At 62.2% G+C, this 16,670-nt stretch carries 12 protein-coding genes; all 12 read left to right on the plus strand.

All coding sequences use genetic code 11. The features are described 5' to 3' along the window. Window positions 1-49: 49 nt before the first annotated feature. Window positions 50-1,456: a precorrin-3B C(17)-methyltransferase gene (gene cobJ / locus HMPREF2890_RS03250; RefSeq protein ID WP_070465374.1), complete on the plus strand. Its 1,407-nt coding sequence runs from the start codon at window positions 50-52 to the stop codon at window positions 1,454-1,456. Continuing rightward, window positions 1,453-2,637 (plus strand): precorrin-6y C5,15-methyltransferase (decarboxylating) subunit CbiE, encoded by a 1,185-nt coding sequence (gene cbiE, locus HMPREF2890_RS03255; RefSeq protein WP_070465288.1) that lies wholly within the window; start codon window positions 1,453-1,455, stop codon window positions 2,635-2,637. Before cobJ ends, cbiE begins: the two co-directional genes overlap by 4 nt. After that, window positions 2,634-4,457 carry a precorrin-4 C(11)-methyltransferase gene (cobM, locus tag HMPREF2890_RS03260; protein ID WP_070465292.1) on the plus strand — a complete coding sequence of 608 codons (1,824 nt, stop codon included), beginning with the start codon at window positions 2,634-2,636 and terminating at the stop codon, window positions 4,455-4,457. The genes cbiE and cobM overlap by 4 nt, the downstream gene beginning before the upstream one ends. Further along, on the plus strand, window positions 4,454-5,146 hold the full coding sequence (locus HMPREF2890_RS03265; RefSeq protein WP_070465295.1) for a precorrin-2 C(20)-methyltransferase: 693 nt from the start codon (window positions 4,454-4,456) through the stop codon (window positions 5,144-5,146). Before cobM ends, HMPREF2890_RS03265 begins: the two co-directional genes overlap by 4 nt. Before the next feature lie 272 nt (window positions 5,147-5,418). After that, on the plus strand, window positions 5,419-6,471 hold the full coding sequence (locus tag HMPREF2890_RS03270; RefSeq protein ID WP_246825276.1) for an ABC transporter substrate-binding protein: 1,053 nt from the start codon (window positions 5,419-5,421) through the stop codon (window positions 6,469-6,471). Window positions 6,472-6,477: 6 nt separating this feature from the next. Continuing rightward, window positions 6,478-7,518, plus strand: a complete 1,041-nt coding sequence (locus tag HMPREF2890_RS03275; RefSeq protein WP_070465299.1) for an iron ABC transporter permease — start codon at window positions 6,478-6,480, stop codon at window positions 7,516-7,518. Further along, complete coding sequence (locus tag HMPREF2890_RS03280) at window positions 7,515-8,528, plus strand: ABC transporter ATP-binding protein (protein ID WP_070465303.1); 1,014 nt, start codon at window positions 7,515-7,517, stop codon at window positions 8,526-8,528. The genes HMPREF2890_RS03275 and HMPREF2890_RS03280 overlap by 4 nt, the downstream gene beginning before the upstream one ends. Then, window positions 8,521-10,365: a cobalt-precorrin-5B (C(1))-methyltransferase CbiD gene (gene cbiD / locus HMPREF2890_RS03285; RefSeq protein ID WP_070465306.1), complete on the plus strand. Its 1,845-nt coding sequence runs from the start codon at window positions 8,521-8,523 to the stop codon at window positions 10,363-10,365. Before HMPREF2890_RS03280 ends, cbiD begins: the two co-directional genes overlap by 8 nt. Further along, window positions 10,362-11,657, plus strand: a complete 1,296-nt coding sequence (locus HMPREF2890_RS03290; protein ID WP_070465309.1) for a cobyrinic acid a,c-diamide synthase CobB — start codon at window positions 10,362-10,364, stop codon at window positions 11,655-11,657. The genes cbiD and HMPREF2890_RS03290 overlap by 4 nt, the downstream gene beginning before the upstream one ends. Before the next feature lie 13 nt (window positions 11,658-11,670). After that, complete coding sequence (locus HMPREF2890_RS03295) at window positions 11,671-13,803, plus strand: TonB-dependent receptor plug domain-containing protein (protein WP_070465312.1); 2,133 nt, start codon at window positions 11,671-11,673, stop codon at window positions 13,801-13,803. Between the two features lie 44 nt (window positions 13,804-13,847). Continuing rightward, window positions 13,848-14,879, plus strand: a complete 1,032-nt coding sequence (locus tag HMPREF2890_RS03300) for a sirohydrochlorin cobaltochelatase (protein ID WP_070465315.1) — start codon at window positions 13,848-13,850, stop codon at window positions 14,877-14,879. Between the two features lie 145 nt (window positions 14,880-15,024). Further along, window positions 15,025-16,668 carry a CTP synthase gene (locus HMPREF2890_RS03305; RefSeq protein WP_070465318.1) on the plus strand — a complete coding sequence of 548 codons (1,644 nt, stop codon included), beginning with the start codon at window positions 15,025-15,027 and terminating at the stop codon, window positions 16,666-16,668. Window positions 16,669-16,670 lie beyond the last annotated feature (2 nt).

The following is a 16,670-nucleotide window of genomic DNA, read 5'->3' on the forward strand; positions in this document are numbered from 1 at the left end:
AGGTCTGCCGATCGCAGTAGATACCTGAATGAATGAGATAGAAGATCGTATGAAGAGAGGAAAGATATATGTCGTCGGGATCGGTCCCGGCAGTCCGGAGCAGGTGACACCTGCCGTGGAGCAGGTGCTTCGTCAGGCCGATGTAGTGGTGGGGTACAAGTACTACTTCCGCTTCGTTGAGCCGCTGCTCCACGAGGGGGCGGAGTGCATCGATACCGGCATGCGTCAGGAGCGTGAGCGGGGAGAGCTCGCCTTTGAGCGGGCGGAGGCGGGTGCCACCGTCTGCATGATCAGCTCCGGTGACGCAGGCATCTACGGGATGGCCCCGCTGCTCTATGAGATGCGGGATGAGCGGGGGAGTGAGGTGGAGCTGGAGACCCTCCCGGGGATCTCCTCCTTCCAGATGGCAGCGGCACTCCTCGGTGCCCCGATCGGTCACGACTTCTGCTCCGTCTCCCTCTCTGACCTGATGACCCCCTGGGCGGTGATCGAGCGGAGGATCGTGGCGGCAGCGGAGGGCGACTTCGTCACCGCCGTCTTCAATCCCCGCAGCCGGCAGAGGTACTGGCAACTGACTCGCCTCGTGGAGCTCTTTCTCCTACACCGCAAGGGGGACACCCCTGTCGGCATCGTCTATCAGGCCGGCCGACCGGAGCAGAGGGTGCAGGTCACGACACTGGATCACCTGGACGAGGCGGAGGTGGATATGCTGACGATGATCCTGATCGGCAATAGTCAGAGCTACATCTCCGGTGACCATATCGTCACGCCGAGAGGGTACTACCGCGAGGAGGAGCAGGAGGGCTCTGTCGGTGCCAAGATCATGAGCGAGAGCTTCCACACCATCCTCCCGCTCCTCAAGCATGCCGACCGATACGATACCGGACACCTCTGGGCGCTACTCCATGCCGTCCACACGACGGCAGACTTTGAGATGGAGGAGCTGCTCCACACCGATCCTGAGGCTGTGCGGCGGATCTATGAGCGGATAAGCTCCGGCGCAGTCGACACCATCGTGACCGATGTTACGATGGTGGTCTCCGGGATAAGGAAAAAGGCCCTTGAGCGGTATGGGCTGGAGGCCAAGTGCTACCTCCACGACCCTCGCATCGCGGAGATGACGGCGGGCGGTAAGCTCACCCGCACGCAGGCGGGGATCCGTCTGGCGGTGAAGGATCATCCCCGGGCGCTCTTCGCCTTTGGCAACGCCCCCACGGCGCTGATGGAGCTCGCCGACCTGATCCATCAGGGGAAGGCTGAGCCGGCAGGCATCATCGCCGCACCGGTGGGCTTTGTCCACGTCTGTGAGTCTAAGCATATGATCAAGCCCTTCCGGGAGATCCCCAAGCTGATCATCGAGGGGCGCAAGGGCGGGAGCAACCTCGCTGCCACGCTCTGCAATGCGATCCTGAGCTATGACGATGCGGCGGCGATACGCCCCGGCAGAGACGTATGAAGATCTTCCTCATCGGTATCAGCGACAGTCGGGAGCAGACGCTCTCGGAGGAGGTGCGGGAGGTGATCCGCTCGCACCGGCACTTCTCCGGCGGGCGACGCCACCATGAGATTATGCGCCCCTTCCTCCCGGCGGAGCACGACTGGATCGACATCATCCCTCCGATAGATGATCAGATCCGCAGCTATGGCAGGTATGAGGATATGGTGGTGGTGGCCTCCTGTGACCCGATATTCAATGGCATCGGTCAGCGGATCATGGAGTTGCACCCCGAGGCGGAGATCACTCTCTTCCCCCACTTCCACTCCCTCCAGATGCTGGCTCATGCAGCGCTGCTTCCCTATCAGGATATGCATGTGGTCTCGCTGACCGGTCGCCCCTGGAGGGCGCTTGACGAGGCTCTGATCTGCGGGGAGCGGATGATCGGCATCCTGACCGACCTGAGGCACCACACGCCTCGCACGATAGCGGAGCGGATGATCGCCTATGGCTATGACAATTACGTCGCATACGTCGGCGAGCATCTCGGCAATCGGGCGGAGCAGAGGGTGACGCGGCTGTCGATAGAGGAGATGATGGAGAGGGACTTCGGCTACCCCAATAACCTGATCCTCCTCCGCACGAGGACTCCGGAGCGTCCCTTTGGGATCCCAGACGAGGCCTTTGTCCCGCTGGAGGGACGCCCCCGGATGATCACCAAGTCACCGATACGGCTGCAGAGCCTGTCGCTCCTCGGGCTGCATCAGGCGCAGACGCTTTGGGATGTGGGCTCCTGCACCGGCTCTGTCTCGATAGAGGCTAAGCTGCAGTTTCCCCACCTCTCTGTGGTCGCCTTTGAGATTCGCCCGGAGGGCGGGGCGCTCCTGGAGACCAATGCCCGGAGGCTCCATGCCCCAGGGATCGACTTCGTCCCGGGAGACTTCCTGGAGGCTGACCTCTCGGCCCTCCCGACCCCGGATGCGGTCTTTATCGGAGGTCACGGCGGACGACTCCCGGAGATGATCCGGCGGATCTATCCGCTGCTGTCTGCGGGCGGGCGGATCGTCTTCAATTCTGTCAGTGACGAGAGCCGACAGCTCTTCCTCAGCAGCCTTGCCGATGTCGGCACCGGGCTGTCGGAGGAGACGCTAATGGCGGTCGACCACTTCAATCCCATCCATGTGATGCAAGCAACGAAATGAAAGAGAAGAATGTAGCCATACTCACCATCTCCCGCGAGGGGAGAGAGATTGCCCTGCTGCTCAGGGACGAGCTCCCGGGTGTCACTCTCTACAGCACGGTGGAGGCGGAGGGTTTCCACACTATGGCGTCCCTGCGGGAGGGGTGCCGGGAGCTGATCGGAGAGTACTCTGCGCTGATTTTCTGCTCCGCCCTCGGGATCTGTGTCCGGACCGTGGGCGATCTCCTGCAGGATAAGCACATCGATCCCGCCATCCTCTGCATCGACACGACGGGTCACTACGTGATCCCCGTCGCCTCGGGGCATGTCGGCGGAGCCAACGATCTCGCCCGTCGCATCGCCCATATCCTCGGTGGTGAGGCTGTCGTCACGACGCAGAGCGACCGGCGGGGACTGTGGGCTCTTGATACGCTGGGCGAGGAGCAGGGCTGGCGGACAGAGCTGCTCGGCACAACGATGAATCATGCCATCGCCCTCTTCGTGGAGCGTCACCGGGTGGCACTTCTCATAGAGACACGCTCGGCGGGGACAGCGCTCCTTGAGCGGACGAGGCCGGAGTGGGTCACTCTTTTCCATAAGGCAGAGGAGATCCGACCCCGGGACTTTGACCTCCTGATCAACGTGGGGTGCCGGTACCACGCAGAGATAGATCTGCCGCAGCTCTGCTACCGCCCGCCCCTCCTTCATCTCGGTGTCGGGTGCCGGCGCATGGCCGACCCGACCGGGGTGACCGACCACATTCTCTCGGAGGTGAGGGTAGGGGGCTTCTCCCCTCTCTCCATAGCGGACCTCTCCAGCATAGAGCTGAAGCGTGGCGAACCGATCCTCGAGGCGCTGGCAGAGCGACTGGGGGTGCCGGTCCGCTACTACGACAGCGAGACGCTCGATGGGGTGAGCGTGCCGCATCCCTCGGAGCGGGTCGATGAGGCGACCGGCTCTGCCAGCGTCTCCGAGGCGGCTGCCCTCACCTCCTCGGGAGGGGGTGAGCTGGTGATCGAGAAGCAGAAGGGGAAGCTCAGAGAGGGGAGTGACTTTACCTTTGCCCTCGCCATAGAGCGCAAGGGAGTGATGAGAGGGCACATCGAATTTGTTGGCGCAGGACCGGGGGACCCGGACTTGATCTCTGTGCGGGGGAGGCACTTCCTTGAGACGGCAGACCTGATCCTCTACGCTGGGAGCCTCGTCCCGGTGGCTCTGACGGAGTGCGCCAAGGAGGGAGCGGTCGTCCGCAGCTCCGCAGGGATGGCACTCGGGGAGCAGATAGCCCTGATGAAGAGCTTCTACGACCGGGGGGCGCTCGTCGTGCGACTCCACACCGGTGACCCCTGCATCTATGGCGCCATCGAGGAGCAGATGGCAATCCTCGACGAGGAGGGCATGGAGTACCACATCACACCGGGGATCTCCTCCTTCCAGGCGGCTGCGGCAGAGCTGCAGAGCGAATTCACCATCCCGGAGCGGGTGCAGACCATTATCCTGACCCGAGGCAGCGGACGCACACCGGTGCCGGAGCGGGAGCAGCTCTCCCGGCTCGCCGCCTCGCAGAGCACGATGTGCATCTACCTCAGTGCCTCGATCGCTGAGGAGGTGGAGCGGGAGCTGCTCACCCACTACCCACCGACCACCCCTGTGGCGGTCTGCTATAAGCTGACCCACCCCGAGCAGCGGATCTACCGCGGGGAGCTCAGGGATCTCGCACGGATCGTCCGCGAGCAGGGACTCAAGCTCACCACCATGATCGTCGTCGGTGAGGCGATAGGCAATCGCGAGGGGCTGTCTCGCCTGTACCACAAGGACTTCAAGCATCTCTTTCGCCCATGACACCGATCACGATCGTCTCCCTCGGCAGCGGGGAGCCGGAGGATATCACCCTCCGTGCATACCGGGCTCTGCAGGATGTGGAGCGCATCTACGCCATAGGTGAGGCGGCAGTAGAGATCATCCGGGCGCTTCCCTCAGGAGCGGTGCTGGAGAAGAAGGTGACCATACTCTCCGTCCCTATGCAGAGTGACCGGAGAGCAGCCGCCTCAGCCTACGAGGCACTCGCCGGTCAGCTCGAGGCGGACTGTCTCGCCGACATCTCCACCGCTCTCGTCACCATCGGCGACGCGGGGACCTACTCCAGTGCGGGCTATGTCTGCCGGCTCCTCAGGGAGAGGGATATGCCCCACTTCATCCTCCCCGGCATCCCCTACTATATGACGCTGCCGGCGTGCCTCAGCAGACCGCTGGTCCTGGGGGAACAGTCGCTCCTCGTGCTCAGTCGGGTTGAGAGTGCGGAGCAGCTCCGGGAGGCGATCGACAGGGACCGGGTGGTGGTCGTGATGAAGCTTTCCCGCTCGGAGGAGGCGGTGCGGGACTTCCTCCGGACCGATCCTCCGGTCTCTATCCTCTATGGTGAGTACATCGGCGACGAGGAGCGGGAGCTGGTCACCGACAGCCTGAGATCCCTCCCCGAGACCCCTTTCCCCTACTTCTCCCTCCTTATCATAAAGCCAAGCACGAGATGAAAATGCAGACCTATCTGAGACCTTTGCATAATACCCCATCTGCGGCGTCACATTCGAGATTCGGGCTTGGTCATGTGCGTAAGCACACTCCCTTCGCCCTCACTCTCAGTCCCTTGCATCTGGAGTATTCTGCAAAGTCCCTGCCGAAAAAGCGGTGCTTTTTCGGCGAAAGACCATTTTGCAAAGGTCTTTATCTATATGGTGCTCTCGCCCTTCTCCTCCTTCTCCTCTCCTCCTGTGGGGGAAAGGAGACGCAGGGCAGGGAGGAGACGATGATCGCCGGCGACTCGCTCATCCGCTATGCCGAGGGGCTGAGGATCACCCGCAGTGAGGGCGTGACACTGGTCGACATCTCCGACCCGACGAAGCCGGAGAGCGAAGTCTATCGCTACGCCTTAGTCCCCCGAGGGACCGATGCCGGTGGGGAGATCCCCGAGGGCTACACGCCGATAGAGGTGCCGGTGAGCCGGGTGATCGTGATGACGACGCTGCAGCTCTCCAATTTCATCAAGCTCGATGCCGTCGACCGGGTCGTCGGTATGCCGAGTACCCACTTCCTCTTCAATCAGAAGATGCTCGACCGCCTGGCGGAGGGCAAGGCGCGGCGGATCGGGATAGAGGGAAACTTTGACTCCGAGCTGATCATGGCACTGGAGCCGGACCTGATCCTCGTCTCCCCCTTCAAGCGCGGAGGGTATGATGCCCTCAAGGAGCTCGACATCCCGCTCCTCACCTTCCTCGGGTACAAGGAGACCTCCCCGCTCGGTCAGGCGGAGTGGATCAAGCTCACCGCCCTCCTCCTCGGGAAGGAGGATCAGGCGGAGCAGACCTTTGACCAGATAGAGCAGCGCTATCACCAGCTCCAGAGTCTCATCACGCCCGACCTGCCCCGTCCGAAGATCCTCAGCGGTGAGCTGCACGGGGGCAACTGGTATGTCGTTGGCGGGGAGAGCTACCTCGCGCACCTCTTCCGCGATGCCGGTGGGGACTATTTCCTGAGGGACAATAAGGAGTCCGGGGGTTTTTACCTCGACTTTGAGACCGTCTACAGCCAGGCGGCGGATGCGGACTTCTGGCGGATCACCAATAACTACAAGGGCGACTACTCCTACGATGTGCTCGCGCGCACAGACGCTCGGTACAGAGACTTCCGGGCGTACAAGGAGCGGAAAGTGCTCTACTGCAATCTCTCGGAGCGCCCCTTCTACGAGGGTTCACCGGTGGAGCCGGAGGTGGTCCTTGCCGACCTGATCCACGCCTTCCACCCCGAGCTGCTCCCCGACCATACGCCCGTCTACTACGACCTCCTGACGAGGGAGAAGTGATATACCATGTCCCGCTCCCGTAACGCCATAGCCTTCGGCATCATTGCGATCCTGATCGTCGTCGCCTTCGTCCTCAATCTCTCTCTCGGGACGATTGCGATACCCTTCCGCGACGTGGTGGATATCCTCCTCGGGCGCGACACCGGAGGGAGTGAGATCTGGCGTAACATCGTCTGGAAGAGCCGCTACCCGCAGACCATCACCGCCCTCGTCGCCGGCGCGGGGCTCTCCATCAGCGGACTGCTCATGCAGACGGTCTTCCGAAATCCCCTCGCCGGCCCCTCGGAGCTCGGCATCAGCTCCGGTGCCAGCCTCGGCGTGGCGACCCTCGTGCTCCTCTCGGGGAGCATCAGCCAGAGGGCGCTGATCCGCATGGGCTTCGTCGGGGAGATGGCGGTCTCCGTGGCGGCACTCCTCGGGGCACTGGCGGTGATGGGGATCATCATGATCATGTCGGAGAAGGTGAAGGGGAATGTCGTCCTCCTCATCATGGGTGTGATGATCGGCTACATTGCCAATGCGATCATCGGTGTGCTGAAGTTCTTTAGCAACGATGAGGATGTCCGCAGCTATGTCGTCTGGGGACTGGGAAGCTTCTCCAAGGTGAGCGGCGACCGCGTCACCACCTTCGTCCTCCTGATGCTGGTGCTGATCCCCCTCTCCTTTCCCCTCATCAAGACGCTTAACCTCCTGCTCCTCGGAGAGAACTATGCCCGCAGCCTTGGGCTCAATTACAAGCGCGCCCGCCACCGGGTGATCTTCTGCTCCTGTCTCCTCACCGCCATCGTCACCGCCTACTGCGGCCCGATCGTCTTCATCGGTCTGGCGGTGCCGCACCTCTGCCGCACCATTTTCGCCACCTCCAACCATCGGATCCTGATGCCGGCGGTGACGCTCGTCGGAGCGTTGCTCGCCCTGATCTGCAGCGTCATCGCGCGGATGCCGGGCTTCGAGGGGGCGCTGCCGATCAATTCGGTCACCGCCCTCATCGGTGCCCCGATCGTCATCTGGGTCCTCTTCAGTCGCCGTCGGGGCGAGAGACTATGAGTAAGGAGATCACCATAGAGCTGCGCGACCTCGCCATCGGCTACCCGCACAGGGTGGTCGCCGAGGGGCTCTCCGCCACCGTCTACTCCGGTGAGCTCACCTGCCTCATCGGATCCAATGGCGTGGGCAAGTCGACCCTCCTCCGCACGATTGCCGCCTTCCAACCCAAGCTCGGCGGCTCCATCCTTGTCCGCGGGGGCGAGATAGACAGCTACAAGAGCCGAGAGCTGGCGCGACTCATCAGCGTCGTGCTGACGGAGCGGATAGAGGTGGGACACATGACCGTGCTCGACCTTGTCTCCCTCGGGCGCAGCCTATACACCGGCTTTTGGGGAAAGGTGGATGCCGCCAATGAGCGGAAAGCCCTCGACGCCCTCCGTCTCGTGGGTATGGAGCGCTTCGCTCCCCGCGACGTCGGGACGCTCAGCGACGGAGAGCGACAGAAGGTGATGATCGCCAAGGCGCTCGCCCAGGAGACCCCGATCATCCTCCTCGATGAGCCCACCTCCTTCCTTGACTTCCCCTCCAAGGTGGACATGATGCAGCTCCTCCACCGGCTCTCCCGAGAGACGCACAAGACCATCTTCCTCTCCATCCACGACCTCGAGATGGCGCTCCAGATCGCCGACAAGATCTGGCTCCTCGATGATGAGAAACGACTACACATCGGCACCCCGGAGGACCTCTCCCTTGATGGGACACTGAGTGACTTCTTTGAGCGGCGAGATATCGTCTTTGACCGACTCAGAGGGCTTTTCCGCATAGAGAACCCCCACACCCGCACCATCCGTATCAGCGCTCCCACACACCGGCTCCTCCCGCTCTACCATATGGTCGTGAAGGCGCTGAGGCGCAATGCCATCCTCGCTACCCCTGAGGCGGAGAGTGCCGATGCGATCGAGCTCTCCGATGAGGGGTTGCTCCTCAGGACCGCTGACGGAAGGAGCCATCACCCCACCACGATCGAGGAACTCCTCGACCTACTAACTAACGACGAGCACCATGGGTAAGATCCTTATCATCGGCGGTACTACCGAAGGCAGGGCTGCGGTGGAGGTGTGCGAGGAGGCGGGCAAGCCCTTCCTCTACTCCACGCTTGGCACCTCTCAGGAGATCGCCCTACATCATGGCACCCGGCTGGAGGGACCCTTGGATGCCGATGCGATGACGTCACTCTGCCGGCGGGAGGAGGTGAGTGTCCTCGTCGATGCGGCTCACCCCTTTGCCACCATCGTCCACCGGAATGTCGCCAAGGCGGCAAGCGAAGTCGCCCTGCCGACGGTTCGGTATGAGCGAGCCTTCCCTCCACTCCCCGAGGGGGCGCTCTCCGTCAGCTCCTTCCCCGAGGCGATGAAGGAGCTGGAGCGGCTCGCTCCCCGCAGACTCCTTGCCCTCACCGGGGTCAAGAGCATCGCTGCCATGGGAGACTACCCGCTGAGGCACGAGGTCTGGCTGAGGGTGATGCCGATACCCGAGACGGAGCGGATCATCAGCGAGAGCGACTTCCCCCGCAACCGCCTCATCTACTACGACCGGGAGCAGGACGACCGGGCGCTTATGGAGCGACTGCGACCCGACCTGCTGCTCCTCAAGGAGAGTGGCGAGAGCAGTGGCTTTGAGGAAAAAGTGAAAGCCGCCACAGCCCTCGGCATCCCGATACTCGTCATCCGCCGACCGACCCTCGGCTACCGACCAACGGAGACCGTCCTTGGTCCCGTGGGACTCCGCAGGGCGCTCGAGCGGCTGGATCCGGACTTCTTCCCCCTCCGCATCGGCTTCACCACCGGCACCACCGCCACCGCTGCTACTACGGCGGCTCTGCTGGCGCTCCTCAATGATGAGACCTACGCCGAGGTGCCGGTACGGCTCCTCACCGGTGAGGAGATCCGCTTCCCGATCAGCGAGACCTGCATAGAGAGCGAGGAGTGCGCCACCGCCACGGCGATCAAGTACTCAGGGGACGATCCCGACGTGACGAGCGGCACCACCATCCTCTCCACTGTCCGCCTTACTGACAGCCACACCGGCGTCACCTTCTATGGGGGCAAAGGGGTGGGGCGGATCACCCTCCCCGGCATCGGACTGCCGATCGGCGACCCGGCCATCAACCCCGGTCCTCGGCAGATGATGACCGAAGCTGTGGGACGACTTGTCGACCTCAGTCGGGTCGGCATCGACATCACCATCACCGTCCCGGAGGGTGAGACGCTGGCACCGCACACCTTCAACCCCCGCCTCGGCGTCGTCGATGGCATCTCGATCCTCGGCACCACCGGAGTGCTTCGCCCCTTCTCCACCGAGGCGTGGGTCGACTCAATCCGCCGAGAGATGGGTGTCTCGCGGTCGGTCTTCGGGGAGCACCTGGTGATCAACTCCGGTGGCAAGAGCGAGAGGTGGCTCCGAGCGCACTTCCCCGACCTCCCGCCCAATGCCTTCGTCCAGTACGGCAACTTCATCGGTCGCTGTCTCGAGATGGCGCGATCGATGGACTTTGCCCACATCACCCTCGGCATCATGATAGGTAAGGCGGTCAAGCTGGCGGAGGGGCAGCTCGACACCCACAGCAAGAAGTCGGTGATGAGCAAGCCCTTCATCCGCAGCCTCGGTCGGGAGAGCGGTCTCGACGAGGCAACGCTCGACCGCATCGACGGCATCACCATGGCGGGCGAGATCTGGGAGATCCTCCCCGACCACGCGCACCCCTTCTACCACATCCTCCTCGACCGCTGCTACGCCGTCTGCAAGCCTCTCGTCCCGGGGATCCGGCTCGACCTGATCCTGATCGACAAGGAGGGCGGACTGATAGAGCGAAATGCAGAGGATAAGAATAAGAGAAACCACGTATGAATAGCTTCCTCATCGGCGCACCCCGCTCAGGCAGCGGAAAGAGCATCGTCACCATGGGACTCCTGCGGGCGCTCGTTCGGCGGGGGCTGCGGGTGCAGTCCTTCAAGTGCGGTCCGGACTACCTCGACCCGAAGCTCCACGCCACAGCGACCGGTCGCCCGTCGATCAATCTCGACACCTTCCTCTATGGCGAGGATGGTGTGGAGGAGATCTACCGCCGATATGCCGCCGGGGCTGAGGTGACGGTGGCAGAGGGCGTGATGGGACTCTTCGACGGCTATGACAGGGATCGCGGTTCGTCCGCCGAGGTGGCGCGCCTGCTTCGCCTGCCGGTGGTTCTGGTGGTGACGCCGGGGGCGATGGCATACAGTCTGGCACCCCTGCTCTACGGCTACCGCCACTTCGATCCACGGGTGTCGATAGCCGGTGTGATCCTCAATAAGGTGAGCTCCCCCCGGCACCGACACTTCCTCACCGAGGCGGTGGAGGCGGCGGGGCTGCCGGTCCTCGGAGTACTTCCCAAGTGCGACGCCCTTGTGATCCCCGAGCGCTACCTCGGCCTGCAGACTGAGGAGCGGGATGTCGCTGAGCAGTATGCCGAGGCGGCAGCGGATCTGGTTGAGGCGAGCATTGACCTCGACTGCCTGCTGGAGCGGACGGCGTGCGAGGGGATCACCGCTCCACGGGAGTCGGCGGAGCGGAGGGCTGACCTCCGTATCGCTGTCGCCCTGGACGAGGCGTGCAGCTTCGTCTACGAGGAGAGCCTGAGGGTGCTCGCCCGCTTTGGCGAGGTCACATTCTTTAGTCCGCTGCGGGATGATCGTCTGCCGGAGTGCGACTTCCTCTACCTTCCGGGTGGGTACCCGGAGCTATACTTGGAGCAACTGGCGCACAATCGGTCGATGCTCCGCAGTCTCCGGGAGTACGCTGACAGCGGCCGCCCGCTCCTCGCCGAGTGTGGCGGGATGATGCTCCTCTGTCGGCAGATCATCGACGAGAGCGGTCGGGCGTACGATCTCGCCGGGGTGCTTGACCAGGTGGCAACGATGGAGGGGAAGCGGCTGACGCTCGGCTACCGGAGCTTCACGCTCGATGGCGTGGCGGTGAGGGGTCACGAGTTTCACTACTCCCATATCATCGATCCCCTTCCCTCCTCCCTGCAGCAGTACGATGCTCGTGGGGAGGCGGTGCCTGCGGCTCTCTGGCGGCGGGGGCGGCTACTGGCGAGCTACACCCACCTTGCACTCACGGACGAGCTGGTGGCTCGCCTGATCGGAATGGAAATCAAGTAACACCTTAGTCTATATGTCACATCACTTTCTTCCTCTCCTCGCTGCGGGGCTACTCCTCGGCACCGTCGCCATGGCGCAGACGCTGCCGGGCGACTCGGTGCGGGACTACAGCCTCGACGAATTTGTCGTCACCGGCACCGGGACACTCCGGCTGATCAAGGATGCCCCGGTACAGACCGAGGTGATCGACCGGAAGGCGCTCCGGAGCTTTGGCCACGCTCCGCTCTCGCAGATCCTCTCCGGGCTGATCCCATCAATAGACTTCAGCCGGAGCGATATGGGCACCTCGATGCAGATGGGTGGCCTCTCGGGTGGGTACGTTCTGATCCTCGTAGACGGCAAGCGGCTGATGGGCGACCTCGGCGGGCAGGTCAATCTCGATGTCATCGACCCGACGCGTATAGAGCGCATCGAGGTGATCCGCGGTGCCTCGTCCGCCCTCTACGGCAGTGATGCCATAGCCGGCGTGATCAATATCATCACCCGCAAGAGCACGCGCGACCTCTCGCTCGTCAATACCACCCGCATCGGCTCCTACGGCTCGGTGATCCAGTCGACCTCCGCACAGGCGACGATCGGCAGGGTCACCTCGCGGACGGACTTCCACCTCAAGCACTCCGCCGGCTGGCAAAACACCACCTACGAGGACCCCAATAGGTACGAGCACCCGGTGACCAACTCCGTCAATAACACCAGCAACCCTTACCTTGACTATACCCTCGGTGAGCGGCTCGACTGGCGCCCCTCCAAGCTCCTCTCCGCCTACCTCGAGGGAAGCGTCTACCGCAAGGACATCCACCGACCCACCGGCATCCCGGACTACAAGACCTACGACTTCCGCTACCGCAACGCCTCCGCTGCCACCGGCATCCGCTGGCAGCTCCCCGAGGGACACCTGCTCACGGCGGACCTCCTCTACGACCGGCACGCCTACTACTACGTCTACACCGGGCTTACCTGGATCAAGGAGTGGGATGATACGGGGAAAGAGAATAGCTACCCCTACTACCCCGATGACGTCGCTCTGCAGAGCGATCAGCAGAGACTGATCGGTCACCTGAAGGGAGTCCTCGAGCTGCCGGTACACCATCGCCTCAGCACCGGACTGGACCTGCAGTACAATTGGCTCATCGCCCCTTACCGGCTTGACCGCGAGCGGGTGCAGGACTATCTCCTCGGGCTCTATCTGCAGGACGAGTGGGACCCCATTGACCGGCTCAACGTCACCGCAGGTGCACGACTTACCTATCATCCTGCCTTTGGGCTAAAACTCTCGCCAAAGCTCTCCCTCAGGTATAAGGTGGGGCCGGTTAATCTCCGCGGGACTTACTCGGAGGGCTTCAAGACACCCTCCAATAAGCAGCTCCACTACCGCTACGTCCGCCAGATGGGGATGCTGGCACTCTACCTCGGCAACGAGGGGCTGGATGCCCAGTCGAGCCGCTACCTGTCGGGAGACGTCGAATATCGGGAGGGACCCCTCTCGCTCCACGTCACGGGGTATGCCAATTGGCTCCGCAATATGATCACCCTCGTCACCGTGCCGCGCTCTGAGGCTCCGTCGGAGCTCCTCCTCACCTACGACCCGGCGCGCGTGCGGATGTATAAGAATATGGACAGCGCCCGCACCCTCGGGGTGGACTTCCAGGGGAAGTGGCAGGTGCTGCCCTCGCTTGCCCTCTCAGCGGGCTACAGCTACCTCGACACCGATGCCCTGCTCTACGACCTCGAGGAGGAGACGATGAAGCGGGTGATCATCGACGGGATGGCACACCACCGCGGTACCATCGGCCTCGACTGGTCGCGCGAGCTGCTCCCCGACCGCTACCACCTCGGCGTGGGGCTCTACGGCAGGATGCAGAGCACGCGCTACTACCAGGACGATGGCAATGGCAAGCCCTACACCCTCTGGCGGATCAATACCCGCCACGACCTTACCCTCAGCAACTCCTGGCGACTCGCCATCGATGCCGGGGTCGACAATATCTTCGATTACTACGAGACCACCTACCATGGGCTCCACTATGGGACCTACACTCCGGGGCGCACCTTCTACCTCTCTTGCACGATCAACTTCGGCAAGGAGCTGAGGTCTGCCTCCGGCAGGTCTCACCGACAGTCTACAGACGATGACTCTGAGGAGTGATCGCAACTATAGTTTTTTACTCACTTTTTAATTATCACTTTACTATGCGTAAGCTAATGAAACTGATGCCCCTCCTACTGATGGGCATGCTCGCTACAGCCCTCAGCGGCTGCGAGGAGAGCAACAAGCCGGACCTAAAGTCCAATTTTGACCGCAAGATGACCGCCGTGACTCAGGAGGTCAAGACGACGAAGAGCACCGACAAGGCACTCCTCCTCGTCTCCTTCGGTAGCACCTGGGATGCTCCACAGCAGTCCTTCAAGGAGCTGGTCAAGAGCTTCAAGGCAAAGTTCCCCGATCGGGACGTCTACTTCTCCTTCACCTCCGAGATCTGCATGACCCGCTGCGCCCAGAAGGGGTGGAACTACTATGCCCCGCAATTCTACATGGAGGCGCTCGGCAATGCCGGCTACAAGGACATCGCCGTGCAGTCCCTCCACGTCATCCCCGGTGAGGAGTATCTCCGGGTGCAGAATTGCCTCAAGGACTTCCACAACCACAGCGTTGAGGGCGGCAAGACCCCCTTTGCCGATGTGACTGTCTACCTCGCCGGACCGCTCCTCTACGAGGGGGTCGACTGTGACAAGGTGGCCGCTGAGCTGCACAAGAATTTCGGTAAGGAGGTCAAGGCCGGTAAGCTCGTATGCTTCATGGGTCATGGTAACCCTGCCAACATGAACTACGGCAATGGTAACAGCCGTTACATCATGATCGAGGAGGCGCTCCAGAAGCTCGACAAGCACTACTTCGTTGCCACGGTCGACATGGAGGGCAACTACATCGGCGAGATGATCGGACGGATGAAGAAAGCCGGCTTTAACTCCGGCGAGGTGATCCTCCACCCGCTGATGTCCATCGCCGGTGACCACGCCAATAACGACCTCAAGGGCGGGATCAATACCCCGGCCGAGGAGGGCAGCTGGCGTGCTGAGATGGTCAAGGCCGGCTACACCTGCCCGCTCGAGAATTGCATCATGAAGGGACTTGCCGACTATCCCGCCATTGCCAACGTCTGGATCAGCCACATGGAGCAGGCCCTGAAGGAGGCACCTATGTATCCTGAGAAGGAGGATTAATCTCCCCCCTCTCACTCTCTCAGCGTCCCCTGTCGTGTATCCCACGGCAGGGGACGCTCCTTGTAAGCCTTTCGGGGTAAAAATGGTATCTTTGCGACACAGTGTAGATGGGTCTATGCTGCCATCATCCAGTCATTGTAGCGCCATGAAAACAAAGGACACCAAGTATATATTCGTCACCGGCGGGGTGGTCTCCTCCCTCGGTAAGGGCATCATCGCCTCCTCTCTCGGTCGACTGCTGATCAGCCGCGGGCTGAAGTGCACGATCCAGAAGTTTGATCCCTACATCAATATCGACCCCGGGACGCTCAATCCCTACGAGCATGGCGAGTGCTTCGTTACCGATGACGGCTACGAGGCTGACCTCGACCTGGGGCACTATGAGCGCTTCCTCGACATCAAGACCTCCCGCAATAGCAACGTCACCACGGGGCGCGTCTATCAAAACGTGATCCAGCGGGAGCGCCGGGGAGACTTCCTCGGCAAGACGGTACAGGTGGTTCCCCACATCACGGACGAGATCAAGCGCTGTGTCAAGCGTCTCTCCAAGGACGACGACTACGACATCATCATCACCGAGATCGGCGGCACGGTGGGCGACATCGAGTCGCTCCCCTTCCTCGAGGCGGTGCGCCAGCTCAAGTGGGAGCTGGGCGATGACAATTGCATGGTGATCCACCTCACCTACGTCCCCTATCTCCATGCGGCTAAGGAGCTGAAGACGAAGCCCACCCAGCACTCCGTCAAGTCGCTCCAGGAGGAGGGCATCCAGCCGGATATGCTGGTGCTGAGGAGCGAGATGAAGCTCGAGGAGGACCTGCTGCGCAAGGTGGCACTCTTCTGCAACGTCCCCAAGGAGGCGGTGATCCAGTCTTACGACTGCCCCTCCATCTACCGTGTGCCGCTACTCCTCGAGGAGCAGAAAATGGATGAGGCGGTGCTGCGGCAGCTCAAGCTCCCCGTCGGCCCCGCTCCGGAGCTGAAAGAGTGGCGCCACTACCTTGAGCTGGCTGAGGAGGCGGAGAAGAAAGAGCCGGTCAAGATCGGTCTTGTCGGCAAGTACGTCTCTCTCCAGGATGCCTACAAGTCGATCGATGAGGCGATCCAGCAGAGCGGTGTCTACAATGGCCGCTTAGTCGATCTCGTCCGCATCTCGAGCGAGAAGATCACGGATGAGAATGTCGCTGAGCTGCTTGCGCCCTGCGATGCAGTGGTGATCGCTCCGGGCTTTGGCTCGCGCGGCATCCCCGGCAAGCTGACCGCGATCCGCTACTGCCGTGAGCACGACCTGCCGACCCTCGGCATCTGCCTCGGCATGCAGTGCATCTGCATCGAGATAGCCCGCGATATGCTCGGGCTGGAGCAGGCAAATAGTACCGAATTTGACACCCAGACCCCCGATCCCGTCATCGACCTGATGGAGGAGCAGAAGGAGGTGACCATGCTGGGAGGCACCATGCGCCTCGGTGGCTACGATTGCGAGCTGACTAAGGGCAGCAAGGTGGCACAGATCTACGGCGCAGAGACCATCCGTGAGCGTCACCGCCATCGGTATGAGTTTAATAGCAAGTACGACCAGGCCTTTGAGGAGGCGGGCGTGCTGATCGCAGGTCGCAACCCCGAGACCGGTCTCGTGGAGGTGGTGGAGCTGCCCGACAAGCAGTGGTTCATCGGTGTGCAGTATCACCCCGAGTACTCCAGCACCCTCCAGCACACCCACCCGCTCTTCATGTCTCTCGTTGAGGCGGCCCTTAGTCACAAGGCTGCCCGTGAGGGAGAGACCAAGTAAAG

This window comes from Porphyromonas sp. HMSC065F10 (assembly GCF_001808555.1).
Classification (GTDB): Bacteria; Bacteroidota; Bacteroidia; order Bacteroidales; family Porphyromonadaceae; genus Porphyromonas_A.

Coding starts and splice junctions, on each gene's coding strand:
- cobJ (WP_070465374.1), top strand. CDS start 50: ATGAAGAGAGGAAAGATATATGTCGTCGGGATCGGTCCCGGCAGTCCG.
- cbiE (WP_070465288.1), top strand. CDS start 1,453: ATGAAGATCTTCCTCATCGGTATCAGCGACAGTCGGGAGCAGACGCTC.
- cobM (WP_070465292.1), top strand. CDS start 2,634: ATGAAAGAGAAGAATGTAGCCATACTCACCATCTCCCGCGAGGGGAGA.
- HMPREF2890_RS03265 (WP_070465295.1), top strand. CDS start 4,454: ATGACACCGATCACGATCGTCTCCCTCGGCAGCGGGGAGCCGGAGGAT.
- HMPREF2890_RS03270 (WP_246825276.1), top strand. CDS start 5,419: ATGATCGCCGGCGACTCGCTCATCCGCTATGCCGAGGGGCTGAGGATC.
- HMPREF2890_RS03275 (WP_070465299.1), top strand. CDS start 6,478: ATGTCCCGCTCCCGTAACGCCATAGCCTTCGGCATCATTGCGATCCTG.
- HMPREF2890_RS03280 (WP_070465303.1), top strand. CDS start 7,515: ATGAGTAAGGAGATCACCATAGAGCTGCGCGACCTCGCCATCGGCTAC.
- cbiD (WP_070465306.1), top strand. CDS start 8,521: ATGGGTAAGATCCTTATCATCGGCGGTACTACCGAAGGCAGGGCTGCG.
- HMPREF2890_RS03290 (WP_070465309.1), top strand. CDS start 10,362: ATGAATAGCTTCCTCATCGGCGCACCCCGCTCAGGCAGCGGAAAGAGC.
- HMPREF2890_RS03295 (WP_070465312.1), top strand. CDS start 11,671: ATGTCACATCACTTTCTTCCTCTCCTCGCTGCGGGGCTACTCCTCGGC.
- HMPREF2890_RS03300 (WP_070465315.1), top strand. CDS start 13,848: ATGCGTAAGCTAATGAAACTGATGCCCCTCCTACTGATGGGCATGCTC.
- HMPREF2890_RS03305 (WP_070465318.1), top strand. CDS start 15,025: ATGAAAACAAAGGACACCAAGTATATATTCGTCACCGGCGGGGTGGTC.